The organism is Planctomyces sp. SH-PL14, assembly GCF_001610835.1.
Classification (GTDB): domain Bacteria; phylum Planctomycetota; class Planctomycetia; order Planctomycetales; family Planctomycetaceae; genus Planctomyces_A.
This window is the reverse complement of sequence record NZ_CP011270.1, coordinates 3430858-3449278: the sequence shown is the minus strand read 5'-3', so window position 1 is coordinate 3449278 and position 18421 is coordinate 3430858. Positions and strand designations below refer to the sequence as shown.

The window sequence follows — 18421 nt, the reverse complement described above, 5'->3', positions numbered from 1 at the left end:
GACGTCTGCAGCAACACGCGCACTTCGGGCTGATGTGGTTCGCTGCGGTTGAAGCCGAGCAGCATGATGGCCATTAAGATCTGCACGGCTCACGCTCGCTTTCCGAACTGGATGACGTGGTAGCGAGCGGCCGGTAGCGTGCGCGAGCGGATCTCCGCTTCCTTGGGAAGCACGGCCGGCGGCGGGAAGGTGGTCTCCCGGATCCAGGCGAGATCCCGGGCCGTGATGCGGATGTTGTCGCCTTCGAAGTAAGGCTGACCGGCGGAATCGATCTTCTGAGGCATGACGGATCTCCAGACGTGGGCGCACGGAGGCCCAAGGGTGGCACCGCGGGCAAAGTGCGCGCGGCGAGACACAGGCGGAAGTCAGCAGGGAACGGCGGCGGCGCGAGCGAGCGCCACAGGTTGGGTCAGCGGGACCCGATCAAGAAGCGGGAAGGAGCTGACGGGAACGGAGAGCGTTCTCAAATGCCGAGAGGAATGCGAGTCCTCGGCAGAGACGCGGGTTGGTCCGCCAATGAGTGATGGGCTCATCGGCGATCGGCTTCGACAGTTTCACGGAAACGCAGCGCATGACGACTCTGGAGGAGTCCTCCGGTGAAAGGGAATGGCATCCGTCCAAGCGGGGCTCTGAACATCAGCAGAGCCAGTGGCAGCGTCCATCGCTGTCGCAATCCAATCGACGTCCCAACGATACCGCTGAGGCGAGACGATGCAAGACCGTTTGTTCAGCTTCCAACATCTTGCGTGCAGCGACGGAAACACCACAAGTCGGACCGATGACTGTGACCAGATCTGACGGGTGAAAAACCTGTCACTGGTTCGGCCAGCGCAGCTTTCGATGCGAGACTTCTGCAGCGTCGGAATGCTCGGCACCTGAACAAAGCCCGTTTGAATCTTTCCGTGACGTCAACGCTCAGCCTTGATGTGTGGGGCGTTGCCCGCAGCCAGCGACCGGGCATAGTCGGCCAGCTCCGGGAATAAGTCGATCAGCGTCTTGACGGCTGACTCGTTCCCGCCGGCCACGGCTTGAAGGGTGTCGGCAAGCGTTGCTTCTCGTTCGACTTGCAGGAGGCCCTCGGGGACCACGACGAGGCCGCCGTCAAGCGGCATGACGTTCCACCAGATGTGATGGACTGGATCCCGCATGCGCGCATCGAACTGTTCGTCGAGCCACTTGCGGCTCGGCTGACCCGCACGGCGTGCGATGACGATGCCGGGCCGACCGTGATTGTCGATGACGAGGTGTCGCGGTCGGACGGAGCGATCCTGCATGGATGTGCAGATGGAAAGTGCAGAGAGTGGACAGAGGCCGATCGAAAGTCGAATCGGCTGTTTCAGATTCTAGTGAAAGGGCCGAGGAATCAATCGCTCTGGCAGCGACCGCGGCCGATGACCTCGGCCGGCTGGTCCAGCTGCAGACGGACCTCAACGGAGCGCTGAAGCGAGCCCGGGCCTGAATCTCAAACCGCGATCTGCGCCGCCGCTATGAAGATGTCGTCGAGCTGGTTCGCCAGTCCCGGGACGGCGGCTGCGATCTCGACCAGGAGCTGGGAGTCCCGGCGGAAGACGCTGGCCCGTTGCCAGGCGAGTTGGGCGAGCTGGCCGCCCGCGGCGACCGCGGCCTCGACGTCCGCCAGGCGTCCGAATGCCTGCAGGGCCAGGGCCGCCTGCAGCGGAGAGACTTCGACCGGCACGGGCGGCGCGTCCCAGTCCCAGGCAGCAAGAATCCCGTTCGCCAGGTCCTGCGCCTCTTGGGAGACGCCGTCGGCGAAGTCGATCCGGTCCCGCGAGAGCCCCACGAACTCGACTCCGGCCTCGACCAGCCGGCGGGACAGATCGTTCGCCCGGCCGGTGAATTGGAGATTCTCTGCGGTGATCGTCACCGTCGTTGGGAAGTCGCTCATACCATCACCAGCCCGTGAACGACGTAGCTGTAGAACGTCGTGTTGTTCGTCCCGGTGGCCGCTTCCGTGACGTAGTAGACCCGATAGCCGTTCCCCGGGTCCGTTGGGAGGGCGGCCCCCGCGGACACCGGCGCACCGGTGTAAAAGTCGACCGACGCAAATTGTGCGGTCGTCACGTTCGCCAGACCGACACGCGCCGTAAACGACCCGGCCGCGCTGGGGAACATGCCGGCGCTAAAGTTCAGGATGACCCCGTGCATCGGGACGGGAGAAACCCATTCCACCGTGTGCGTGCCGGCGTTGTTCCACCCCCGGATCGTGTTGGAGGTGTAGGTGTGGCTCGTCCCGTCCGCTCGGTAGAGGAGCTTCGCGACCGGATGGTGAAAGCTGGCGACGAAACGACGCGTGTAGCTGTCCTCCGTCGTGTTCGTCCCCGTGGTCCGGATCGTCCCCAGCAGCGTTCCGCGATTCGCCGCCACGGTCCCCCCGGCCATGACCGGCGTGAAGGATGAGGTGTTCACATAGACTCCGTTGAGGAGCGAGAGCGCCGCGGAGCGGCCCGTGTCGCTCGTCCAGGCTGGGGCCAAGTCAATGACCGGAGAGCCCCCCGAGACGTAGCCGAACACGTCGTAATTCTTCCCGGACGTGAGCCCGGAAATCGACCGGCTCAGCTCCGGGAAGACATACGGCACCCAATCGGATCCGTCATAGATGCTGAAGACGTTCCCGCGAGGGCGTGAAGTAGATGGTGCTTTGGCCCGTCACGTCCGCCGTCGTCACCGCGACGCCGCTCTGGAGAGTGAGCCGTCCGCACTGGAGCGGAGACGCCCCCGCGAGAGAGGCATTCCCGAATGCCGGCTTGCCCGTCAGTTCCGACCAGGCGATCGGGTCCAGGGGGTACGCGACGATCGTCCCCGAGCTGTTCGTGACGTAGGGCCGGAACCCGGTCCCGATCCGCACGAGATAGAGCGTGTTGGCGACGAGCGTCCCGGGCAGAGACGAAACGACCTTGCAGGCGCGAAACTCGGCCACGGCACCCTCACCAGTTCAGCGTGTCCCAGTCGATTTTGCGTGCGTCGACCGGGTTCCCGCCGTACTGCAGGACGCCTCCGGAGTCCGACAGACCGTTGAGCGTCGACATGTTGGCGTGCGCGTGTTTCTTCGTGACCGCGTCGTCGATATCCGCGACAGAGCTGCTCGGTTTGCCGGTGATCGAGGACCAGGCGACGACGACGTCGAGCGATTCGTATTCCGTCACCTTGATCCAGTCCGCCCCGACGTTGTCCCAGACATAGAGGGCGGCGCCGGTCGCCACGGTCGGATCGTCGCTGGCGTCCTGGACGAGAACGAAGATGTTGCTCGCCGGCGTCAAGGCGTCCCGGGCGGCGATGTCGGCCACGATCTGGAGCGTGTCCGCGACGGGGGCGATCGCCTGGATCATCGCCGTGTTGCCGACCGCGCGGGCCTCGCCCGTCGAGTCCGTGACGTAGGTCTCGGCGTAATCCCCGTTCTCGACAAGGTAGAAGGCGTTGGCCTCCAGGACGCCCGGCAGGACCGCGACTTTGTGAAATGCGACTTCAGCCATGTGCTACCACTCCAAAGTGTTCCAATTGGCTCCGCTTCCAGGGGGGCCCTGGATTCCGGGCGGGCCCGGGGGATTCGATTCCAGGACGAGCGGTTCCTCCTCGGCGTAGAGGACGATCGGCGTCTCCTCCTCGTCGATCGAGATCTCGGTCGTCTTCGACGACGACGCAGGGCTCCTCGCCGGCGATCGAGAGGCTCGGGGGCTCATTCGCGGGATAGAGGTCGCTCATTGGCCGGCCTCACTCCGTGATTCCGGGCGTGAGCGTGATGACCCCCTCGAGCCAGGTGAGGCGATCCCCGTTCGCGTACGTGAGGACCAGGTCGTAGTAAGCCTTCGTCCACTCTTCGCCGGCGGTGTCGGCGGCGGCCGCCGTGATGACGAGTTTCCCCTCGAGCGCCGTGATGGCGATCTTGCCGTTGGCCAGGGAGAGGTCGAGATGGAGCTCGCCGGATTCGTCGGCGGTCGACCGGAGCTGCATCCGGGCGGCCGTGACGTTCGAGAGGTCGATGACCGGGCCATTCTTCCGCTGGCGGAGAATGTGAGTCCGGCGGTTCGTCGAGCCGCGGCGCCAGCGTTGATTGCGTTTTGCGGGGACCACGGCGAGGGTTTGGACGGGGACGGTCTGATTCAGACCCCACCGTCAGTGCCGCACTGACGATCGAGCAAGATCAGGCCGGCAGATGCCCCGCCATCAGGACGTAAGCGCTAAATGACTGCGTGGCGGCCTGGAGCGTGTAGTTGTTCGCGCTCCCCGTGGTCGGACGGCTCTGCCAGAGAACGGTCCCGTCGATGTCGAGGTGCGTCGCCGAATGCTCCGAGCTCGAAACCATCAGGTTGGTGTAGACGTCGTCCCCGATGCAGGTCGTGTAGCCCGGCGCCGTGGTGTAAGGGATGGACTTTCGCCACCGCTCCTCGCCAAAGTCCTTGTCCACCCGGACCAGATCCCACGTTCCGCCCGACTGCTGGGCCCAGTACAGAAAGTCCCCGTTGGGGCAGACCTGCATCCACGGGAAGTCCATGATCCGACTGCCGCCGCTGCCAGCGACGGTCAGGATGAGCTCCGTGGCCATGTCCCCCGCCGGGATCGGGAATAGGCTGATCGTCGAGCCGTCGTCCCGCAGGGCGCACAGCGTGTCTCCGTCCGGCGTTCGGGTCCAGATGGCGTCGCCGCCGTGGTAGCCGCGGTTGATCGCCGCGGGGATGTCGCATTCGACGTCCCCGACCGGGTCTCCCGTGTACGCGTCATAGGACTTCAGGTGCAGGGTCCCGGACTCGTACTTGAAGTGGTAAACCGTGTTGTTGTGAATCCAGGGGCAAGACGTCTCGTTCCCCGGGCCGGCGGCGTCTGCGACGTGAATCTGCCAGGTCCGCGTGATGTCGTGGTCTGTGGTCTCCGCCAATCCCGGGACGAACCGAGCGTTCCAGAGGTCGTAATAGGACTGCGTCAGGGCCCCGCCTTCCGCTCGCGTCCGCAGGAACCAGACCGTGAGCCCGCCCGCCTCGAATTTCGGCGCGATCGGCGTTTCGTAGCGGAGCTGCTCGGCGATGAACCGAGGGCTTTCGGAAAACCATTCGTTCGCCCCCGCGGCGTCCGGGTCGAAGTAGGTAATGCACCCGAAGGACGCCGCCCCCATGCCAGCGCTGCCGCCGGACGAATACCACCCCTTTTGCGTCTTCTGGCCGGTCCCCGTCAACCCGTATTTCGTGCCCGGGTACGGCCCCACGTCCCGGAGCCAGACTTTGCCCTGAGCAGCGAAAAACGATGCGTTCGCCGACGTCGTGACGATCGGCTCCTCCTCCGCATAAAGCGGGAGGGAGTTGTAGTCGAGCTGGCTCAGGGTGACCGGCCCTGCGGTGACCGAACCGCCGAAGCCGGGAATGGGGACATAGCTCTCCACAAACGCTTTCCCGCTTAACAGCCCCGACTCCCCGGCGTAAGCCGCGGAGTAGGAGCGGTTGCGGTGCGTCCCCACGATCGGATCGGCGCGCCGCCAGACAACGGCCCGGTTCGTCGCATCGTAGAGCCAGAGGCTGGTCCCCGTGGTGACGGGAGGCTGGCGCCGGCAATGACAGCAAAGGCCCACTATGCCCACCCCGGCGTCTGGAAAATGCCGTACTTCGGGGAGACGTTCGTTCCCGTGAGCGCGTTGGAAACGGACGGCACCGGGATGAACAGGCCGGAGAGGTCCGCCGTGAATCGGATGTAGACCGATACCATTGGCAGCGGACCGCCGTAGACCTTGAGATTGTCGTTCGTCAGCTTGGAGCTGTTCCCGGCGACGATCGCGTCCCGGATGGTCGTCGCGGAGTGGTTGTGGTTGACGGTGACCAGGCTGCCGGCGGTCCCCTGGATCGTATACGTCAGGCCGATCGAGCCTCCGGAGGGACTCCCCGCCGTGGCCAGCTCGTGGACGCACTCGCACTCCTCGCCACCCCCGATCGCGACCAGGGCCCAGAAGCGATCCTCCTCGTACTCCGTATCGTCGGCCCAAAGAACTTTCGCTCCCGTGGTTCCGCGGGCCAGATAGCTCGTCTGTCCCGTGGCAACGTCAGCGAAATCTCCGTCCCCGTTGTCGACCAGGACAGGGGCCACCCCCATGACGATGCACTCGCCCATCTTGCTGGCCGGGATGGCGTCCTTTGTGATGACGAACTTGCCGGCGTGGGCGTCGGAGTCTGGCAAGGAACCGACGAGAACGATCTTCCGCTGGAACTCCCCCAGGTTCTGAGACGGGTCGAGATAAGAGCCGGTGATCGCCAGGACGCTGCCGACCGGGAGGTCGGAGCCGGTGGCATTCCGTACCCGCGGCCCCCAGGATCCCGACATTCTCTGCGTCGGCGGATCCAGAGCTCCCGACGAGAAGGCGCGTGCCATGTCCATCAGGCCGTTCCAGTCCCGCGCGGGGATCCGCTGCGGCGACCCGGGAGAAACGCGTTCGAACGGCATCGCTCAGAGCCCCAGGAGATTGAGATCGACCCGCGGGGAGACCCGCTCCACCCGCACGACAATCGGCTTTTGCACCATGACGGACTCGGTCGTGTCCTTCTCCTCCTCGTACTCGACCCAGAGGTAGTCCCAGCCCTCTTTTTCAATGCCGGTGATGTCACCGATCGTGCGGTCTTCGACGTTCCGCTCGGATGAGAACGAGAATTCAATCTCCGTCTCTTCGCCCCGGACCTGCAGGTCCGCTCCGTCGAAGCGAACCGAGCCGGCGGGACGTCCCCAGAAGGTGTCGTTGTTCACACCGCCAGTCAGCTCCTCGAGCATCAGCACGTAGGCCGTCGTGACGGCGGAGCTCGGCACCCGGACCGACAGCGACCAGGAGAAGGCGGGAACGACGATGTCGACCCCCTCGATCCCGTTCCGCGTCACGCCAATCGCGCCGTTGTGATTCCAGATCCCCTGTCCCGGAGCGGCGAACTGGCCGACCGTCTCGAGGGACTGCGTGATGTGCTGCCGGCCCCCCTTGGTGCTGACGCGCAGCGTGGGAACGGCGCCGGGCTCGGTCGTCGTATTGGCGCTCGACTGCACGCCCCAGGTAACCGTCGCCTCCCACCACCACTCCCCATCCGAGAAGCCGAGCTGCGGGCCCAGTTCGATCCCCTGGAGCCAGTGGCCGTTGGTGAGGAGATAGGCGACCGCCCCACCGATCGCGGCGTAGGCGGCGAAGGCGTCATCGGCGTCGCCGTGAACGTAGAACTTCGCCGTCGTCCGTTCCCGGCTCGGCTGATAGCCCTCCTGGTGGAGATCGACGGACCAGCTCACGCGGATTCCTCCCCGGGAGCCTGGCGGATCGTAACGGCGGAGACCTGCTCGATGGCGGCCGGCGATGGCCAGACGCAGCCGAAGCCCGGCAGGTTGTGGAACCGGTCATCGGTCGCGAAGTAGAAGCGTCCGGGACGCTTGGGACTCGCCCCGACAGAGAGGACGGCCTTCCGTTCCGTGCCGCGCCCCACGTAGGTTCGGAGCGGGACCGTGATGACGTATTCGCCCCGGTCCGCGACGTCCTTCTCGAAGGTGTCGTGGCTGAAGACGCCGCGGAGGCCGGCCGTCTGTCCGATCTGAGCGAGGTCGATCATGGAACGGGGGAAAGGAGGAGGGAGGAACGCAAATCCTTGTAGGTGCCTCACGCCCACGTGGGGCCAGCGACCTTGTCCAGCTTCTGAAGCATCTTGGACGTGTTCTTGGCGGTCGCCTCCGACGCCTTGAGCTGGCGATCGGCACTCCCGCCGAGGCCTCCCAGCGCCGAACCGCTGAACGTCCCGCGGATCGTCTTCTGGTCCTGCGCCGCTTGCTTGTCGATGTAGCGGTAGACCTGCGTCGAACCGTCCTCGCCGAGGAATTCCTGACCGTTGAAGGCCTTGGCCCGCTCCTTCATTTCTTTGGTCATGGACGCATCGTCGGCGCGGACGATGATCGGCTTGACCCCACGGGCCTCCTGGTTGCGGGCCTCCTGGAGTGAGATGCCCTGCTCCATCGCCCTCTTGGCCAGATCGTCGTTCCAGTAGACCGGCGCGGCCTCCGCATCTCGCCGAATGCCTTCATCCCGATCCTTCCGGATCTTGACCCTGGCATGGAGCGCCTCCGTCTCGGTCAGGTCTCCTCTCTCCCGCAGCTCTTCGACTTTCTTCAGCTCCGCATCTGCTTTGTCCCAGTGAGACTGTGTCTGCTGTCGGATCGACTCGGCGTCGGACTTCGCCTTCTTGTCGGCCTCGTCCTTTTCCTTCTTGATCTTCTCATCGGATTTGGCTGGCAGGTTCTCTCGACGCTCGCGCACCGCTTCCAGTGCCGATCGAGTCTCCATCAGCTTTCGGAGCGACTTGTTCGCGGAATCGACCGCGGCCTTATAGGCGGCCTCGTTCTCCTCGCTGGGGTTGCCGTTCCGCCGTCTCCAGGCATCTTCCGCGTCAAGAGTCTTTTGTTTGTATTCCCACTCTCCCCATTGCTCGTCTTCCTGCAGCTCCTTGATCTTCTTGTCGGCATCCTCCTGGTCATCGACGGCCCGCATCGCATTGGTGGAGGCATCGAAGCGGCGATCGGAGTTCGTCTGCACCTCCTTCGCTGCCTGGGCGACCTGCTCGAGCTCCTTGCGGTGCCGCTTGGCGGCCTCGGCTCCGTTCTCCGATGCGGTATACATCTTGTAGAGCGCCAGGGCTCCTTGCCCGATGGCAATCCCGATCGCAACCCAGCCACCGTAGAGGGGATTCATCAGGCTGGCCATCTGAATCAGGTTGTTGCTGATCGCGCCGATCGCCGTCGAAATGTTCCCTCCGTTGGCCAGAACGGTCACGAAGTCCTGAAAGCCGACGCCAATGGATTGAACGATCATGCCGGACCGGATCGCCCGCATGTTCCTGTCGATGTTCTGGACTGCCCGGGCCGCCTGGTCGAACCCTGTCGTGAGGGTCGTGCTCGCCGCAGTTCCCGCCTGCTGGACCTCGGCCTTGGCTCGGCTCGAGCTCGAAGCGACCTGGCCTGCCGAGCGGGCGGACGCGTCAAAACTCGTCTTCATGATGACCGTCTCGGCGTGAGCCGCGGCGATCTCCTTCTTCATGATGACGGTCTGGGCGTTGACGTCCGCGACGCCCTTCTGCAGGACAACCGTTTCCGCTCCGGCGGGCGCCGAGAGCTGCGTGGTGGATCCCGCGACGCCCTTCTTCACGTCCTGCGACGCCGCCGCGAGGCCGGTTTTGAGCTGGCTGCGGTCGATGACGAGTTCGACTGCTGCGCGGCCGGCGACGATGTCTGCGGCGGAGGGCATGGGGGGAAGGGGAGGAACGTCAGGGCTTGGGACGGCGCGGCGTCAGGCCTGCGAGGTCCTTCATGGAGAACCGGTCACGGAGTCGGGTGGGAGCTGCGGGGCCCGCGGGGACGGTTCCCGGCACACCTCCGCGGGCGAGCCGAATGCTGTCGCCAGACTGTCGAGCTCGGTGGAGGGCCGGCTCCTGGAGCTCGCGGAGGGTGTATCGCCACGGTTCGACTCGGCAGAGAGCGGCATACTCCCAGAGGAGCCCGACCATCCGGTCGTGGAAATCTCCTCCGCGGCTCTCTCCAAGACCGCCGTGATCCTCGCCTCCGCCGCCTCGTTCGCTTCCTTCAGCCCCGTCTGGACGAACGTCGCGGCCCTCTGCAGGTTGTCCAGAGTTTCCTGTGAGGGCTGGGCAAAATGGACGAGTCCCGCGTAGAGGGCGATCCACGCCTGGCAGACTTCCTCCGAGCCGAGCGACTCGAGGAACTCCAGGTCCTGCACGCCGCGGACACGCTTCGTCTTCCGGACCTGCCGTCCGTTCTCTGTGCGGACGATCATCTTCTTCCAGACCTTGTCCGCCATCTGGGGGCGGATCAGCTCGAGCAGCAGCTCCAGGCGGTCGGCGTAACCGAGCCGCTTCGAGGTCTCGCTGTCCGTGTCGATCAGGTCGAGGATCTTGATCTTGAGCAGTCGCTCCAGATGCAGGACCTCGCGAGCGGTGATGATCGTGTGCCACTGGCGGCCGACACGATCGACGAACCGCAGGGCGGGATGGGTTTCCATAAGACTCTCGTAAGGATCCTGTCGCGGCGAACCGCGACGCTCGAGCAATGATGGGAAACGGCGGCACCGGCCGACGCGGCTCCGGAGAGCGGCGGGGCCGACGGTGATTACGCTCCCAGGTCATCCTCGTAGTCGACGACCGCCCCCTCGCCATCGGCGTAGACCAGGCGGACGGGATTGGTCAGAGAGGGAGCCGGGACCGCCTTGATCGTGTACTTCGCGTCCTGATGGTCGGTCTCGTCCCGCATGACCGAGAGGATGGTCCAATCGCCACGCCAGCCGACCGACGCGGCATCGGCGATGTCGCCGTCTAGGACGAGCAGGTCCATCGGAGCGCGGGTCCGCTTGGCCGCCAGGAAGGCGAGGACCTCGGCCGATTCGGCGACCGTCTTCCGGACGTTCCGGAGCGTGAAATCGAGCGGGAAGTCGTCCCCGCCGCCGATGTGCTCCTTGTTCCGCCCGGCCCCCTTCCGGGTGATCGTGATGTCTTCGGCCTCTTCGCCGACCTTCATGTCGGAGGCGTTGACGATCGGACTGAAGACCGCGGCTTCGAGCGTGCCGGTATTGCGATAGGCCTTCGACTCGGCGCCGAGATTGACCGCGGCACGGGTCGGAGCGGAAGTGGGAAAGGGCATGGCGGAGGACTCCGATGGCTAAAGGATGTTGCTGAATCGGCCGAGGCCATCGGCCAGGGCGGCGTCGAACGCGGGTTTCATGAACGGGCGGGCTTCGACGTACTTCCCGCGGCTCATCCCCCCCTTCTCGAGGGCCCCCGTCGCCTCGCCCGGGCGGGAGTTGAAGGCGATCGGGCCACAGAACACCGACCCTTTGTCGTTGTCCCAGGCGTAGTAAATGGAGTCGGGGAGGATCCGCGACGCGGAGCGCGGCGGCTCGTTCGGGTTCGACGGTTTGAACGGGAGCGTCACCCGCTCGCCGAACTCGAGGTTCGTCTCTCGCTCCAGCCGCTTGATCCGACGGCGCTCCCGTTCGGTCAGCTCGGATTGCCGCTTCCGGCGAGGTTTCCGGATCGATCGGCGGGCCCGCAGGCGGACCGAGCCGCCGAAGTGGTTCCCCGCGCGGAAGATGCCCGCGTCGAGCTTCTTCTCCAGACGGTCGTTGAAGAACTCGACGTTCCCGATCGCCGCGCGGACGCGTGTTCCCGGCTCGGTCATATGACCCTCTTGAACGGGAGGGCGACGATTGCGACGAACTCACCCCCGACCTGGTCCCCTTCCTGCTGGACCAGGTGCGGATTGAATCGCTGGAGCCATTCGTTCTCCGGGTGGACGTGCTTGTAGGCGATCCCCCCGACGATGACCGGACCGAGGTTGTGGGCGATCACCTTCTCCGAGAACTCGACGAGCCCATTGAAGGCCTCGTCACCCTCGAACCGCTGGACGATCGAGACGTTGATCCGGGCCGTCTCCAGGATCTGCGATTTGCTGAAGGTCTCGCGGGACTCCCCTTCGAAGTCGAACCAGACCAGGAGCTCGAGCTCGTCGCAGTCCTTTGCCGGCTTCGTCGGCTTGATGACCCCCCGCGCACTGAACTCCGTCCCCCAGCTCTCCGCCTGGGCGGCGAGAGCGGCGGCGACGGCCGTTCGGAGCTGGATGAGGGGGGAAGGCATTACCGTTCCTGCGTGTGGATCCGCAGCCGTCGCCGGCTGCGGTCCGAATACCGGAAGCACTCGCCGGCATCGTCATTCCGGACCGTCCAAGTCGTTGCGACGCCGTTGATCTCCTGCTCGATCTTGTCGAGCGTCCGCGGTTCGACCTGCTCGCCATTCAGAACCAGAGCATCGGTCCGGATCAGGTAATCCCGAGTCCGGCTGGTGATGACCTGGCCCTTTCCGGTGTCGTCGATCGACCGGGTTTCCCCGACGACCGCCCGCAGATCGACGGACTGGTTCCCCCGGCGGTAGGTGATGCAGACGCTCTCGATCTCGTCGAGAGCGTCGAACACGTCGTCCAGGAGGTCGTCGAGCATGGGAAGGGCTCAGGCTTCGGACCGCGGGGTGAGTTCTCGGCTGCGGAATTCAAGAGCCGAGGACGCCCGCGGCCCGAAGCCGTGTCTCAGGTCACATAGGAGAGGGTCAGCGACGCGGCCGAGGCGTTGGCCGCCCCGGTCTTGATCGCCTTCGCCCGCCAGTAACGGTGGGACGTGGAGGCGGGCTTGTGGCGGACCTTCGTGGCCGCCGCGCCGGCGCCGCCGGCACCCGTCTGAACGGTCCCCTGGGCGTGGGAGACGACTCCCGAGCCGAACGCCGCGTCGGCACAGGACTCGATCGTGTAGGTCACGGTCTGCGTGTCCGGCAGGAGGCCGGTCGCGAGGGCCGGGATCTCGAGGAGGAGCTCGCCATCGGAGAGCTTGGGGCCCTTTCCGAGGTCGATCGGGTCGGAGGCGATGGTCGCGGCCCCGTTGGGCAGCGCCTTCGACACCGACAACAGGGCGTCTTTGCGGGTCAACATGAAAGCCTCGGGTGAGGAGTGTGAGCGAAAGAAAAGGGAGGAGAACCGCTCCTCCCGGTCCGGATCTCGCGCCGCAGAAGTGGGCGGCGGCCGCGGGGCTTACTCGGCGACGACGCTGTTCTTGAACGACAGGTCGACTTCGTCATCCTGGGACGGGATGACTCCCTCTTCGCCGGTGACGATCGCCTCGGTCAGGCGGAACGGAGTGCCGTTCCAGTCCGACGGCATCGCCGGGCGGGGGAGCAGCTCTGTGGTCCGGGACTGGACCAGCGATTCCATCCCGATCCGGTTCAGCCAGATCCCCGAGGGGCCGCGGCCGGCGGGGAAACGCGTCATCGCGTCGCCGAGGTGGGCGTCGGTCAGCGGATGCAGGAGGCTGACGCCCTTGATCTTGACCATCGTCCGCGGCGTGCGGGTCATAAGGCCCAGGTGGGCCATCATGGTCTGGACCCAGCCGTTCATGGGCTTGCCGTTGGCTCCGGTGAGCGTCTCCTCACGGGGATCGCCCATCTTGATCGAGCCGTTGTGACCGTAGACGAACTGCAGGTCCTGCTCGCTGACGCGGAACAGGTAGACGCTCGTCTGCTGGGCATCGCCCGTCCCGCCGGCGTCAATGACGTTGCGGTCGGGAATCAGCTCGTTAAGGCCAGGGAAGCCCTTCGGGTCATACGCCAAGCCGTAGTAGAGGCAGCGGGCGAAGTGCTGCAAGACGGCCGACGTCATGGCGACCGCTTCGTCGGCGAGGGCCCCGGCGACTCCCTTCGGATGCTCGACAGCCACGACGTCGTGGACCTCGAACCGCGGGGTGATCGGGAAGCACTCGAACTGCTGCAGCTTGTACTCCGACTTGCCGGGATCGACGCCGTTGTTGGCGTTCGAGAATCCGACCCGGGGGAGCTTGATCCGGACGAGGGACTTGAACGAGCTGCCGACGATCGGCATGCCGGTGATGTACCGGAGCTCGGGGGCGTCGATCATGGCCTCGTCGAGCAGATCGACGACGCCGTCGTCGGCCCGCAGTTTGGCCATATCGAGAAGAGTGGGGCGAGCCATGGAGAAACCTCAGGAAGGGAACGCGATGGAGAGCCAGAGGCGAGTCAGTCGAACCGAGGGGAAGCCTCTGGCAGGGGATCCCGCTCTCTCGTGAATTGGGGGGCGGCAGTTACTTCTTGGCAGTCCGATTGAGCCGCGCCTCGTTCGCCGCCGTCAGGCGATCGACAGCGGACGCGTCCGGATCGGCCTTAGGCTTCTCCTTGTCGACCGACTCAGCGTCGGCGGAGAGGGCGTCCTTTTCCCCGACGCGAGCCGAGGCGAGACGCTCCTGAAGCTCCTTCGTCTCGTTGCGGGAGGCGGCGAGCTGCTCTTGGAGAGCGGCGTTGTGGAGCCGGCGGGCCTCGCCCAGGTCGTGGCCGGCTGCCAGCCAGTTCACCGCGTTCTCGGCGCCGAACTCCGCCGTCCAGGCTCCGAGCTGGTCGCGGGTGATCATCACTGGGGCCGTATCGGCCGGCTTCTCGGCGGCCGGCGCCGTCGTGGGGAGCGTGCCAGCAGCGAGCGGGGTGACGGCCGGCGGGGCCGCCGCGGGAGCCGGAGCAGCAGGAGTCGAGGAAGCGGCGGTGGACATGGAGTCATCCTTTCGGGCCAGAACGAGCCCGTTCTGATCCAGGAAACGGGAAACGAACGACTGGACCCGATCGGGATCCATGTTCAGAGAGGTCAGGGTGGGGCGCTCGGCCCCCTTGAGACCGAGAGCGAAGGCCGCGAGGGCATTCGCCTCGTGGGCGGCGGAGGCCTTCCGGTGGAACAGTCCCCCGGGGTTGGCGGCGGGCTCGTCGACGACGTCGGCGCCGTGGAGATCGGCCAGCCGGCAATGCGGGTAGTTGTTGACGTTGAGCGGGTCGGGGGACTGGAACTTCGCAAAGTTCAGGAACGGGCCGTAGTACGGGTCCTCGTCCCAGAACGCTCCGTGGGCGAGCGCAAACTCCTCTTCCGCCTTACCGTCGTGCAGGAAGACGATGCTGGCTCCGAACTGATCGGGCTCGTTCTCCGCCAGGTCCATGACGTACGACGCGAGATCGCCATCGGGAGCGGTGTGGGCGGTCTTGCTGAAGTGGAGATCGGCGAATGCCTGGTCAACGTAGGCTTCGTCCTCGGCCTTCGTCCGACGGACGGCGCGGCCGAGATACGTGCCGAGGCCATCTGCGGAGAGGCTGGGGTGCGTGAATCGCACCTTGAGGCCCTTGTCACCCGCCTCGAGAGTCGCGTTATGGACCTGTCCCACCATCGTCTGATCGATCCAGAAGCGATGGCCGAGGGCTTCGCCGCGGGAGATGAGCGAGAAACCGCGGATCAGCCCCGCCCCCTGGTTCCCCCCGTCCCGCTCGACGCGCGGCAGCTCGCCCGCCGCGAGGCCCTTGGCGAGGGATCCGCGGTGAAAGTTGAGCGGTCGGGCGGGAATGGCGGTGGTCATGACTCGGGAGCTTCCACGGGCTCAGCGACGGGCAGGACGTTGATTGGCGTGGGGTTGTCCCAGCGGAGACGGACGCCGAAGCGGGACAACTTCTCGTCGGCGTACTCGAGGGCGGCAGCCATCTGGTCGATGTTGTGCTCGAACTCGCCCCCCATCTCGCGGCAGGTCTCCTGGGGGTTGCCCAGGCCACCGGAGATTGCGGCGAGCTCGCTGCGGATCTGTTTGGCTTTGTCCCACCACGGGAGGCCGATCGGGATCCACGCGTACGGGACCTGGTCAACCGTCATCCCCCGGGGGAGAGTCAGGTCACCGGAGAGGACCGCATTCGTGAGCCACCGGTCGGTGTGCCAATCGAGGAGCTCGATGTTGTCATCACGCTTGGTGCGGCACGCGACCTTGTACAACTGCAGAGCGGCCAGTTGTCCGACGAAATTCGTGTGGCTCTCGTCGAAGAAGCTGTAGGGCAGATCGAGGCACTTCAGGGCCACGGCGATCTCGGCTTCGTGAAGATCCAGGAAGCCGCTGCCCGGGGCGTTGGATTCGAGGAACTCCGCCTTCTCGTTCCCGCGGAGCTGCAGGACCTGGGGCCCGGCGCCGAAGTCGACCTTGGTTGTTCGGACGGTGGTCCCGTCGCCCCGCGGCGTCTCTTGCGTTGTCGCGTTGCCGGCAATGTCCGGCACGCCCGGGATCGGGTTCGGGTCAGAGGTCAGCGCGAGAGCGAAGATCTGCCCGACCTTCATTTTGGCGCGGGCCAGCTCCATCGTCGTGTAGATGTCGCGGAGTCCGTTGCAGGCCGACGCGAGCGGGCTGATCCCGCGGTATTGCGAGCCCCTGCGGAAATAGCCGTGCAGGAAGGCGTTTTCCGCGGAGAGCTCTCGCTCCCACTCATACCCCCCGTACTTCCTACGGTAGATCCCATAGGAGCGGACGGAGCCGTCCTTCCGCAGCCGGACGCCGTTGATCCAGTCGTCCTGGTCCGCGCCGTCCCGATTCCGGATCCGGTCACCACTGATGGTCTGGATCTTGTTGCTGGCGAGGTGGACGTGGAGGAGATCTCCGTCCGTCGTCCTCGAGCACTCCGAGAGGCGGACGATCTTGTCGAGGCGGAATCGCCCGGTGACGTCGGCGTTCTCCCGCTTCGACCGCTCCCGGATGAGCTCTTCGACGGCGCGCTTGAACCCCTTGTCGGGGTGCATGCACTGGTACGTGAACGACGAGACGAAATCGAGGTGCCGCTCCACCATCCACTGGACGATGGACGAGTTCCGGTGGAGCGTGCGGGAGACCGAAATCAGCGAGGCCCGGTCCTGCTGTTTCAGAATCTCGTCTTCGGTCCCGTTGTGGACCTGGATCCGCTCTCGCTTGTTGGACGGGGCGATGGCGTCGTACCCGTAGCCGAAGAGAGACCGGCCGAAAGCGCGGCAGGCGTTGGTGAAGCGTCCCATCAGGCCCCCGAGAGGTCGATGGTCGCGTTGCGGGGCCGGTAATAACCGTCCCCGAGCCCAGCCGTGAACTGAGCGGATTTCAGCTCCGCGAGCCGCTGCCGAATTGCCGCCAAGTCGAACGTCGCGGAGCGACCGTCCGTGTTTCCGGACGTGACGCCAGCATTGAGCAGCCGTTCCAGACGGGCGATCTCAACAGTATAGTCTTCCGGAGTGGCCATGCGTGCGACACTCGGTGACGCACTTTTCTAGGGTCAAGCCGGCACCTCCCATGAGGGACCGGACGACGACGTGGAGGGAGGAATGGGCGATAATTGGCTGAGATTTCTTCAGGGACTCGCTGGCGGAAGTATCGGCGCAACCACCTTGAAGATCGGCTACGACTACTGGAAAGCGAGGCTGCCGAAAGTTGTGCGTCAGACCACTCTTGATGGTATTCTCGCCGGCGCCGCCCCATCACAAATCCGCGCAAACGTGTTGGTTGAGGAAGGCGATCGAAGCCACACCTACAAGAATCTGTCATTGCTGAGAGTTGTGCTAATCAATGATTCAGAGATGAACCACGAGATCTTCAACTGGGGCCTCACCCTCCCCGACGGACACAGGTTCATTCACATCGAAGAGATATCGAAGGATCGTCATCATAAAATGAGCTTTGACAGCAAGCCTAGTCCGTCGAATCCTCATCAAATAGTCGATCTGAACTTCAAGCCATTTAATCGCGGTGACAAGTACATCGTCAAAGGCTTTGTCACGTCCGAGGGCAAGCCTCTTCACGAAGTCGACGAGATTTCCCCAGACGACATCGTCGGATCACGTGTCCCTGTTCGCTGGGTTGACTCAGTAGACAGATCGGCTCGGGGGCGGGCAGCATTTCGCGGAGGATTCACAGTCTTCTTAGCAATGTTCGTACTGATAGTCGCCGGATTGCCCTACTTGATTCCAACCACATCTTCGATCGCGAACGATGCGAATCGGACCGGGGTCAATCCATTGAACGGATTTCATGGCGAACTTGCAGAACATCGCAAGCTGGCGATGGAGATGTTTCGAATGCAATCGGCCGAGCTGAAATCTAGTCTCGTTTCTGCGTCGATCGAGGCGGAGGCCGGTCGTACGAAGCAGATTGAACACCTCACGGCTGAATTGCAGGCAGCATCCACCAAGGTGTTCGAAACACAAGGAGTTGCACTGAAAGCCAACCTTGCAGCTATCGCAACTGACGCTGAGGCCGCTCGCACGAAGCAACTGGAGCAGCTCATTACCAAATTGCAGGGCGCATCCACCGAACTGTTCGAGAAGCAGGGCACTGCGCTTCGAGCGAGTCTTGCTGCCATCGCAACTGAGGCTGAGGCAGCACACATGAAGCAGAATGAACAGCTCATAGAAAAGCTGAAGATTGCGTCCTCTGAGGTGTTCGACAGACAGGGGGCTGCACTGAGGGCTAGTCTCACTGCTATTGCGAATGAAGCTGAAGCCGCTCGCGCAAAAAGAATGGAAGAGCACATCGCCGCGCAGAAGTCTGCCGCTGACATCGAAGGTTGGATCTATTCGCAACCGTGGGCAAGAGGAAACAGCACGGATGTCAATACGTGGGTTATTGGAGACAAAACCATAATACGTACAAACCCCTTCGGGCAGCCAGGGCTCACCTGGAAGGTTGACAAAGAAATTAAAGACGGGCAGTGGACGTACACAATAACACCGAGAGCTGAAGTAAAGCAGGACGCCACTGAGAAGAAGGATCCTGCAGCCCCCAAAGATGATTCCACGAGCAAACCACCTAAATGACCTCGTCGTCCCCAGCAGCTACGGCTCCGCGGGCGCACATCCCGCATTTGTATCCTGAATTGCCCTGAGCCGAAGTCGGATCTTCGCTAGCCCGAAGCAGGGGAGGGGGCGACCAGATTGAGCATTCCGTTGCACTTCCAAGGCCGGCTCCAGCGGTCTCACCTTCGCGAGTCCGCATTAACTCCCGACGGCAAATGGCAAGGATTAACACCCAATCTCGACACTTTTC

Annotated in this window: 23 protein-coding genes; 1 reads left to right on the top strand and 22 read right to left on the bottom strand. The window is 64.4% G+C overall.

Going from position 1 to position 18421, the window contains the following annotated elements; all coding sequences use genetic code 11:
- Positions 1–89: 89 nt before the first annotated feature.
- From VT03_RS13470 to VT03_RS13360, 22 genes are all read right to left on the bottom strand, one after another.
- Positions 90–284: a hypothetical protein gene (locus VT03_RS13470; protein ID WP_075093453.1), complete on the bottom strand. Its 195-nt coding sequence runs from the start codon at positions 282–284 to the stop codon at positions 90–92.
- Between the two features lie 624 nt (positions 285–908).
- Positions 909–1274, bottom strand: coding sequence for a hypothetical protein (locus VT03_RS13465; protein ID WP_075093452.1), 366 nt, complete (start codon positions 1272–1274; stop codon positions 909–911).
- Between the two features lie 188 nt (positions 1275–1462).
- Positions 1463–1906, bottom strand: coding sequence for a hypothetical protein (locus VT03_RS13460; RefSeq protein ID WP_075093451.1), 444 nt, complete (start codon positions 1904–1906; stop codon positions 1463–1465).
- Positions 1903–2598 carry a hypothetical protein gene (locus tag VT03_RS13455; RefSeq protein WP_075093450.1) on the bottom strand — a complete coding sequence of 232 codons (696 nt, stop codon included), beginning with the start codon at positions 2596–2598 and terminating at the stop codon, positions 1903–1905. The genes VT03_RS13460 and VT03_RS13455 overlap by 4 nt, the downstream gene beginning before the upstream one ends.
- Before the next feature lie 13 nt (positions 2599–2611).
- Complete coding sequence (locus tag VT03_RS13450) at positions 2612–2938, bottom strand: hypothetical protein (RefSeq protein ID WP_075093449.1); 327 nt, start codon at positions 2936–2938, stop codon at positions 2612–2614.
- Positions 2939–2945: 7 nt separating this feature from the next.
- Entirely contained in the window at positions 2946–3491 is a 546-nt protein-coding gene (locus VT03_RS13445) for a hypothetical protein (RefSeq protein ID WP_075093448.1), read from the bottom strand.
- 238 nt (positions 3492–3729) lie between these two features.
- Complete coding sequence (locus tag VT03_RS13435) at positions 3730–4089, bottom strand: hypothetical protein (RefSeq protein WP_075093446.1); 360 nt, start codon at positions 4087–4089, stop codon at positions 3730–3732.
- A 70-nt stretch (positions 4090–4159) separates the two neighbouring features.
- A complete protein-coding gene (locus VT03_RS13430; protein ID WP_156514475.1) occupies positions 4160–5464 on the bottom strand; it encodes a hypothetical protein in 1305 nt (434 codons plus the stop codon).
- A 110-nt stretch (positions 5465–5574) separates the two neighbouring features.
- Positions 5575–6438, bottom strand: coding sequence for a hypothetical protein (locus VT03_RS13425; RefSeq protein ID WP_075093444.1), 864 nt, complete (start codon positions 6436–6438; stop codon positions 5575–5577).
- Positions 6439–6441: 3 nt separating this feature from the next.
- The gene (locus VT03_RS13420; RefSeq protein ID WP_075093443.1) at positions 6442–7257 is read right to left on the bottom strand and encodes a hypothetical protein; all 816 of its coding nucleotides are present in this window, start codon (positions 7255–7257) and stop codon (positions 6442–6444) included.
- Positions 7254–7571 (bottom strand): hypothetical protein, encoded by a 318-nt coding sequence (locus VT03_RS13415; protein ID WP_075093442.1) that lies wholly within the window; start codon positions 7569–7571, stop codon positions 7254–7256. Before VT03_RS13415 ends, VT03_RS13420 begins: the two co-directional genes overlap by 4 nt.
- A 47-nt stretch (positions 7572–7618) precedes the next feature.
- Positions 7619–9253: a hypothetical protein gene (locus VT03_RS13410; protein WP_075093441.1), complete on the bottom strand. Its 1635-nt coding sequence runs from the start codon at positions 9251–9253 to the stop codon at positions 7619–7621.
- Between the two features lie 60 nt (positions 9254–9313).
- Positions 9314–10024, bottom strand: coding sequence for a hypothetical protein (locus VT03_RS13405; protein ID WP_075093440.1), 711 nt, complete (start codon positions 10022–10024; stop codon positions 9314–9316).
- Between the two features lie 107 nt (positions 10025–10131).
- Complete coding sequence (locus VT03_RS13400; protein ID WP_075093439.1) at positions 10132–10659, bottom strand: hypothetical protein; 528 nt, start codon at positions 10657–10659, stop codon at positions 10132–10134.
- 18 nt (positions 10660–10677) lie between these two features.
- Entirely contained in the window at positions 10678–11196 is a 519-nt protein-coding gene (locus tag VT03_RS13395) for a hypothetical protein (RefSeq protein WP_075093438.1), read from the bottom strand.
- Positions 11193–11651, bottom strand: a complete 459-nt coding sequence (locus VT03_RS13390) for a hypothetical protein (RefSeq protein ID WP_075093437.1) — start codon at positions 11649–11651, stop codon at positions 11193–11195. The genes VT03_RS13395 and VT03_RS13390 overlap by 4 nt, the downstream gene beginning before the upstream one ends.
- A complete protein-coding gene (locus tag VT03_RS13385; RefSeq protein ID WP_075093436.1) occupies positions 11651–12010 on the bottom strand; it encodes a hypothetical protein in 360 nt (119 codons plus the stop codon). Before VT03_RS13385 ends, VT03_RS13390 begins: the two co-directional genes overlap by 1 nt.
- Positions 12011–12096: 86 nt before the next feature.
- Positions 12097–12492, bottom strand: a complete 396-nt coding sequence (locus VT03_RS13380; RefSeq protein WP_075093435.1) for a hypothetical protein — start codon at positions 12490–12492, stop codon at positions 12097–12099.
- Positions 12493–12591: 99 nt separating this feature from the next.
- Positions 12592–13545, bottom strand: a complete 954-nt coding sequence (locus tag VT03_RS13375) for a major capsid protein (RefSeq protein ID WP_156514474.1) — start codon at positions 13543–13545, stop codon at positions 12592–12594.
- A 109-nt stretch (positions 13546–13654) separates the two neighbouring features.
- A complete protein-coding gene (locus tag VT03_RS13370) occupies positions 13655–14959 on the bottom strand; it encodes a hypothetical protein (RefSeq protein WP_075093433.1) in 1305 nt (434 codons plus the stop codon).
- A complete protein-coding gene (locus tag VT03_RS13365) occupies positions 14956–16404 on the bottom strand; it encodes a phage portal protein (RefSeq protein WP_075093432.1) in 1449 nt (482 codons plus the stop codon). Before VT03_RS13365 ends, VT03_RS13370 begins: the two co-directional genes overlap by 4 nt.
- Entirely contained in the window at positions 16404–16622 is a 219-nt protein-coding gene (locus VT03_RS13360) for a hypothetical protein (protein ID WP_075093431.1), read from the bottom strand. Before VT03_RS13360 ends, VT03_RS13365 begins: the two co-directional genes overlap by 1 nt.
- An 82-nt stretch (positions 16623–16704) precedes the next feature.
- On the opposite strand from VT03_RS13360, the gene VT03_RS13355 reads away from it, so the two are divergent.
- Positions 16705–18192: a hypothetical protein gene (locus VT03_RS13355; protein WP_075093430.1), complete on the top strand. Its 1488-nt coding sequence runs from the start codon at positions 16705–16707 to the stop codon at positions 18190–18192.
- The last annotated feature ends 229 nt before the right edge of the window (positions 18193–18421 follow it).

Coding starts and splice junctions, on each gene's coding strand:
- VT03_RS13385 (WP_075093436.1), bottom strand. CDS start 12,010: ATGCTCGACGACCTCCTGGACGACGTGTTCGACGCTCTCGACGAGATC.
- VT03_RS13365 (WP_075093432.1), bottom strand. CDS start 16,404: ATGGGACGCTTCACCAACGCCTGCCGCGCTTTCGGCCGGTCTCTCTTC.
- VT03_RS13410 (WP_075093441.1), bottom strand. CDS start 9,253: ATGCCCTCCGCCGCAGACATCGTCGCCGGCCGCGCAGCAGTCGAACTC.
- VT03_RS13460 (WP_075093451.1), bottom strand. CDS start 1,906: ATGAGCGACTTCCCAACGACGGTGACGATCACCGCAGAGAATCTCCAA.
- VT03_RS13395 (WP_075093438.1), bottom strand. CDS start 11,196: ATGACCGAGCCGGGAACACGCGTCCGCGCGGCGATCGGGAACGTCGAG.
- VT03_RS13470 (WP_075093453.1), bottom strand. CDS start 284: ATGCCTCAGAAGATCGATTCCGCCGGTCAGCCTTACTTCGAAGGCGAC.
- VT03_RS13415 (WP_075093442.1), bottom strand. CDS start 7,571: ATGATCGACCTCGCTCAGATCGGACAGACGGCCGGCCTCCGCGGCGTC.
- VT03_RS13425 (WP_075093444.1), bottom strand. CDS start 6,438: ATGCCGTTCGAACGCGTTTCTCCCGGGTCGCCGCAGCGGATCCCCGCG.
- VT03_RS13380 (WP_075093435.1), bottom strand. CDS start 12,492: ATGTTGACCCGCAAAGACGCCCTGTTGTCGGTGTCGAAGGCGCTGCCC.
- VT03_RS13405 (WP_075093440.1), bottom strand. CDS start 10,024: ATGGAAACCCATCCCGCCCTGCGGTTCGTCGATCGTGTCGGCCGCCAG.
- VT03_RS13400 (WP_075093439.1), bottom strand. CDS start 10,659: ATGCCCTTTCCCACTTCCGCTCCGACCCGTGCCGCGGTCAATCTCGGC.
- VT03_RS13360 (WP_075093431.1), bottom strand. CDS start 16,622: ATGGCCACTCCGGAAGACTATACTGTTGAGATCGCCCGTCTGGAACGG.
- VT03_RS13355 (WP_075093430.1), top strand. CDS start 16,705: ATGGGCGATAATTGGCTGAGATTTCTTCAGGGACTCGCTGGCGGAAGT.
- VT03_RS13445 (WP_075093448.1), bottom strand. CDS start 3,491: ATGGCTGAAGTCGCATTTCACAAAGTCGCGGTCCTGCCGGGCGTCCTG.
- VT03_RS13390 (WP_075093437.1), bottom strand. CDS start 11,651: ATGCCTTCCCCCCTCATCCAGCTCCGAACGGCCGTCGCCGCCGCTCTC.
- VT03_RS13375 (WP_156514474.1), bottom strand. CDS start 13,545: ATGGCTCGCCCCACTCTTCTCGATATGGCCAAACTGCGGGCCGACGAC.
- VT03_RS13370 (WP_075093433.1), bottom strand. CDS start 14,959: ATGACCACCGCCATTCCCGCCCGACCGCTCAACTTTCACCGCGGATCC.
- VT03_RS13465 (WP_075093452.1), bottom strand. CDS start 1,274: ATGCAGGATCGCTCCGTCCGACCGCGACACCTCGTCATCGACAATCAC.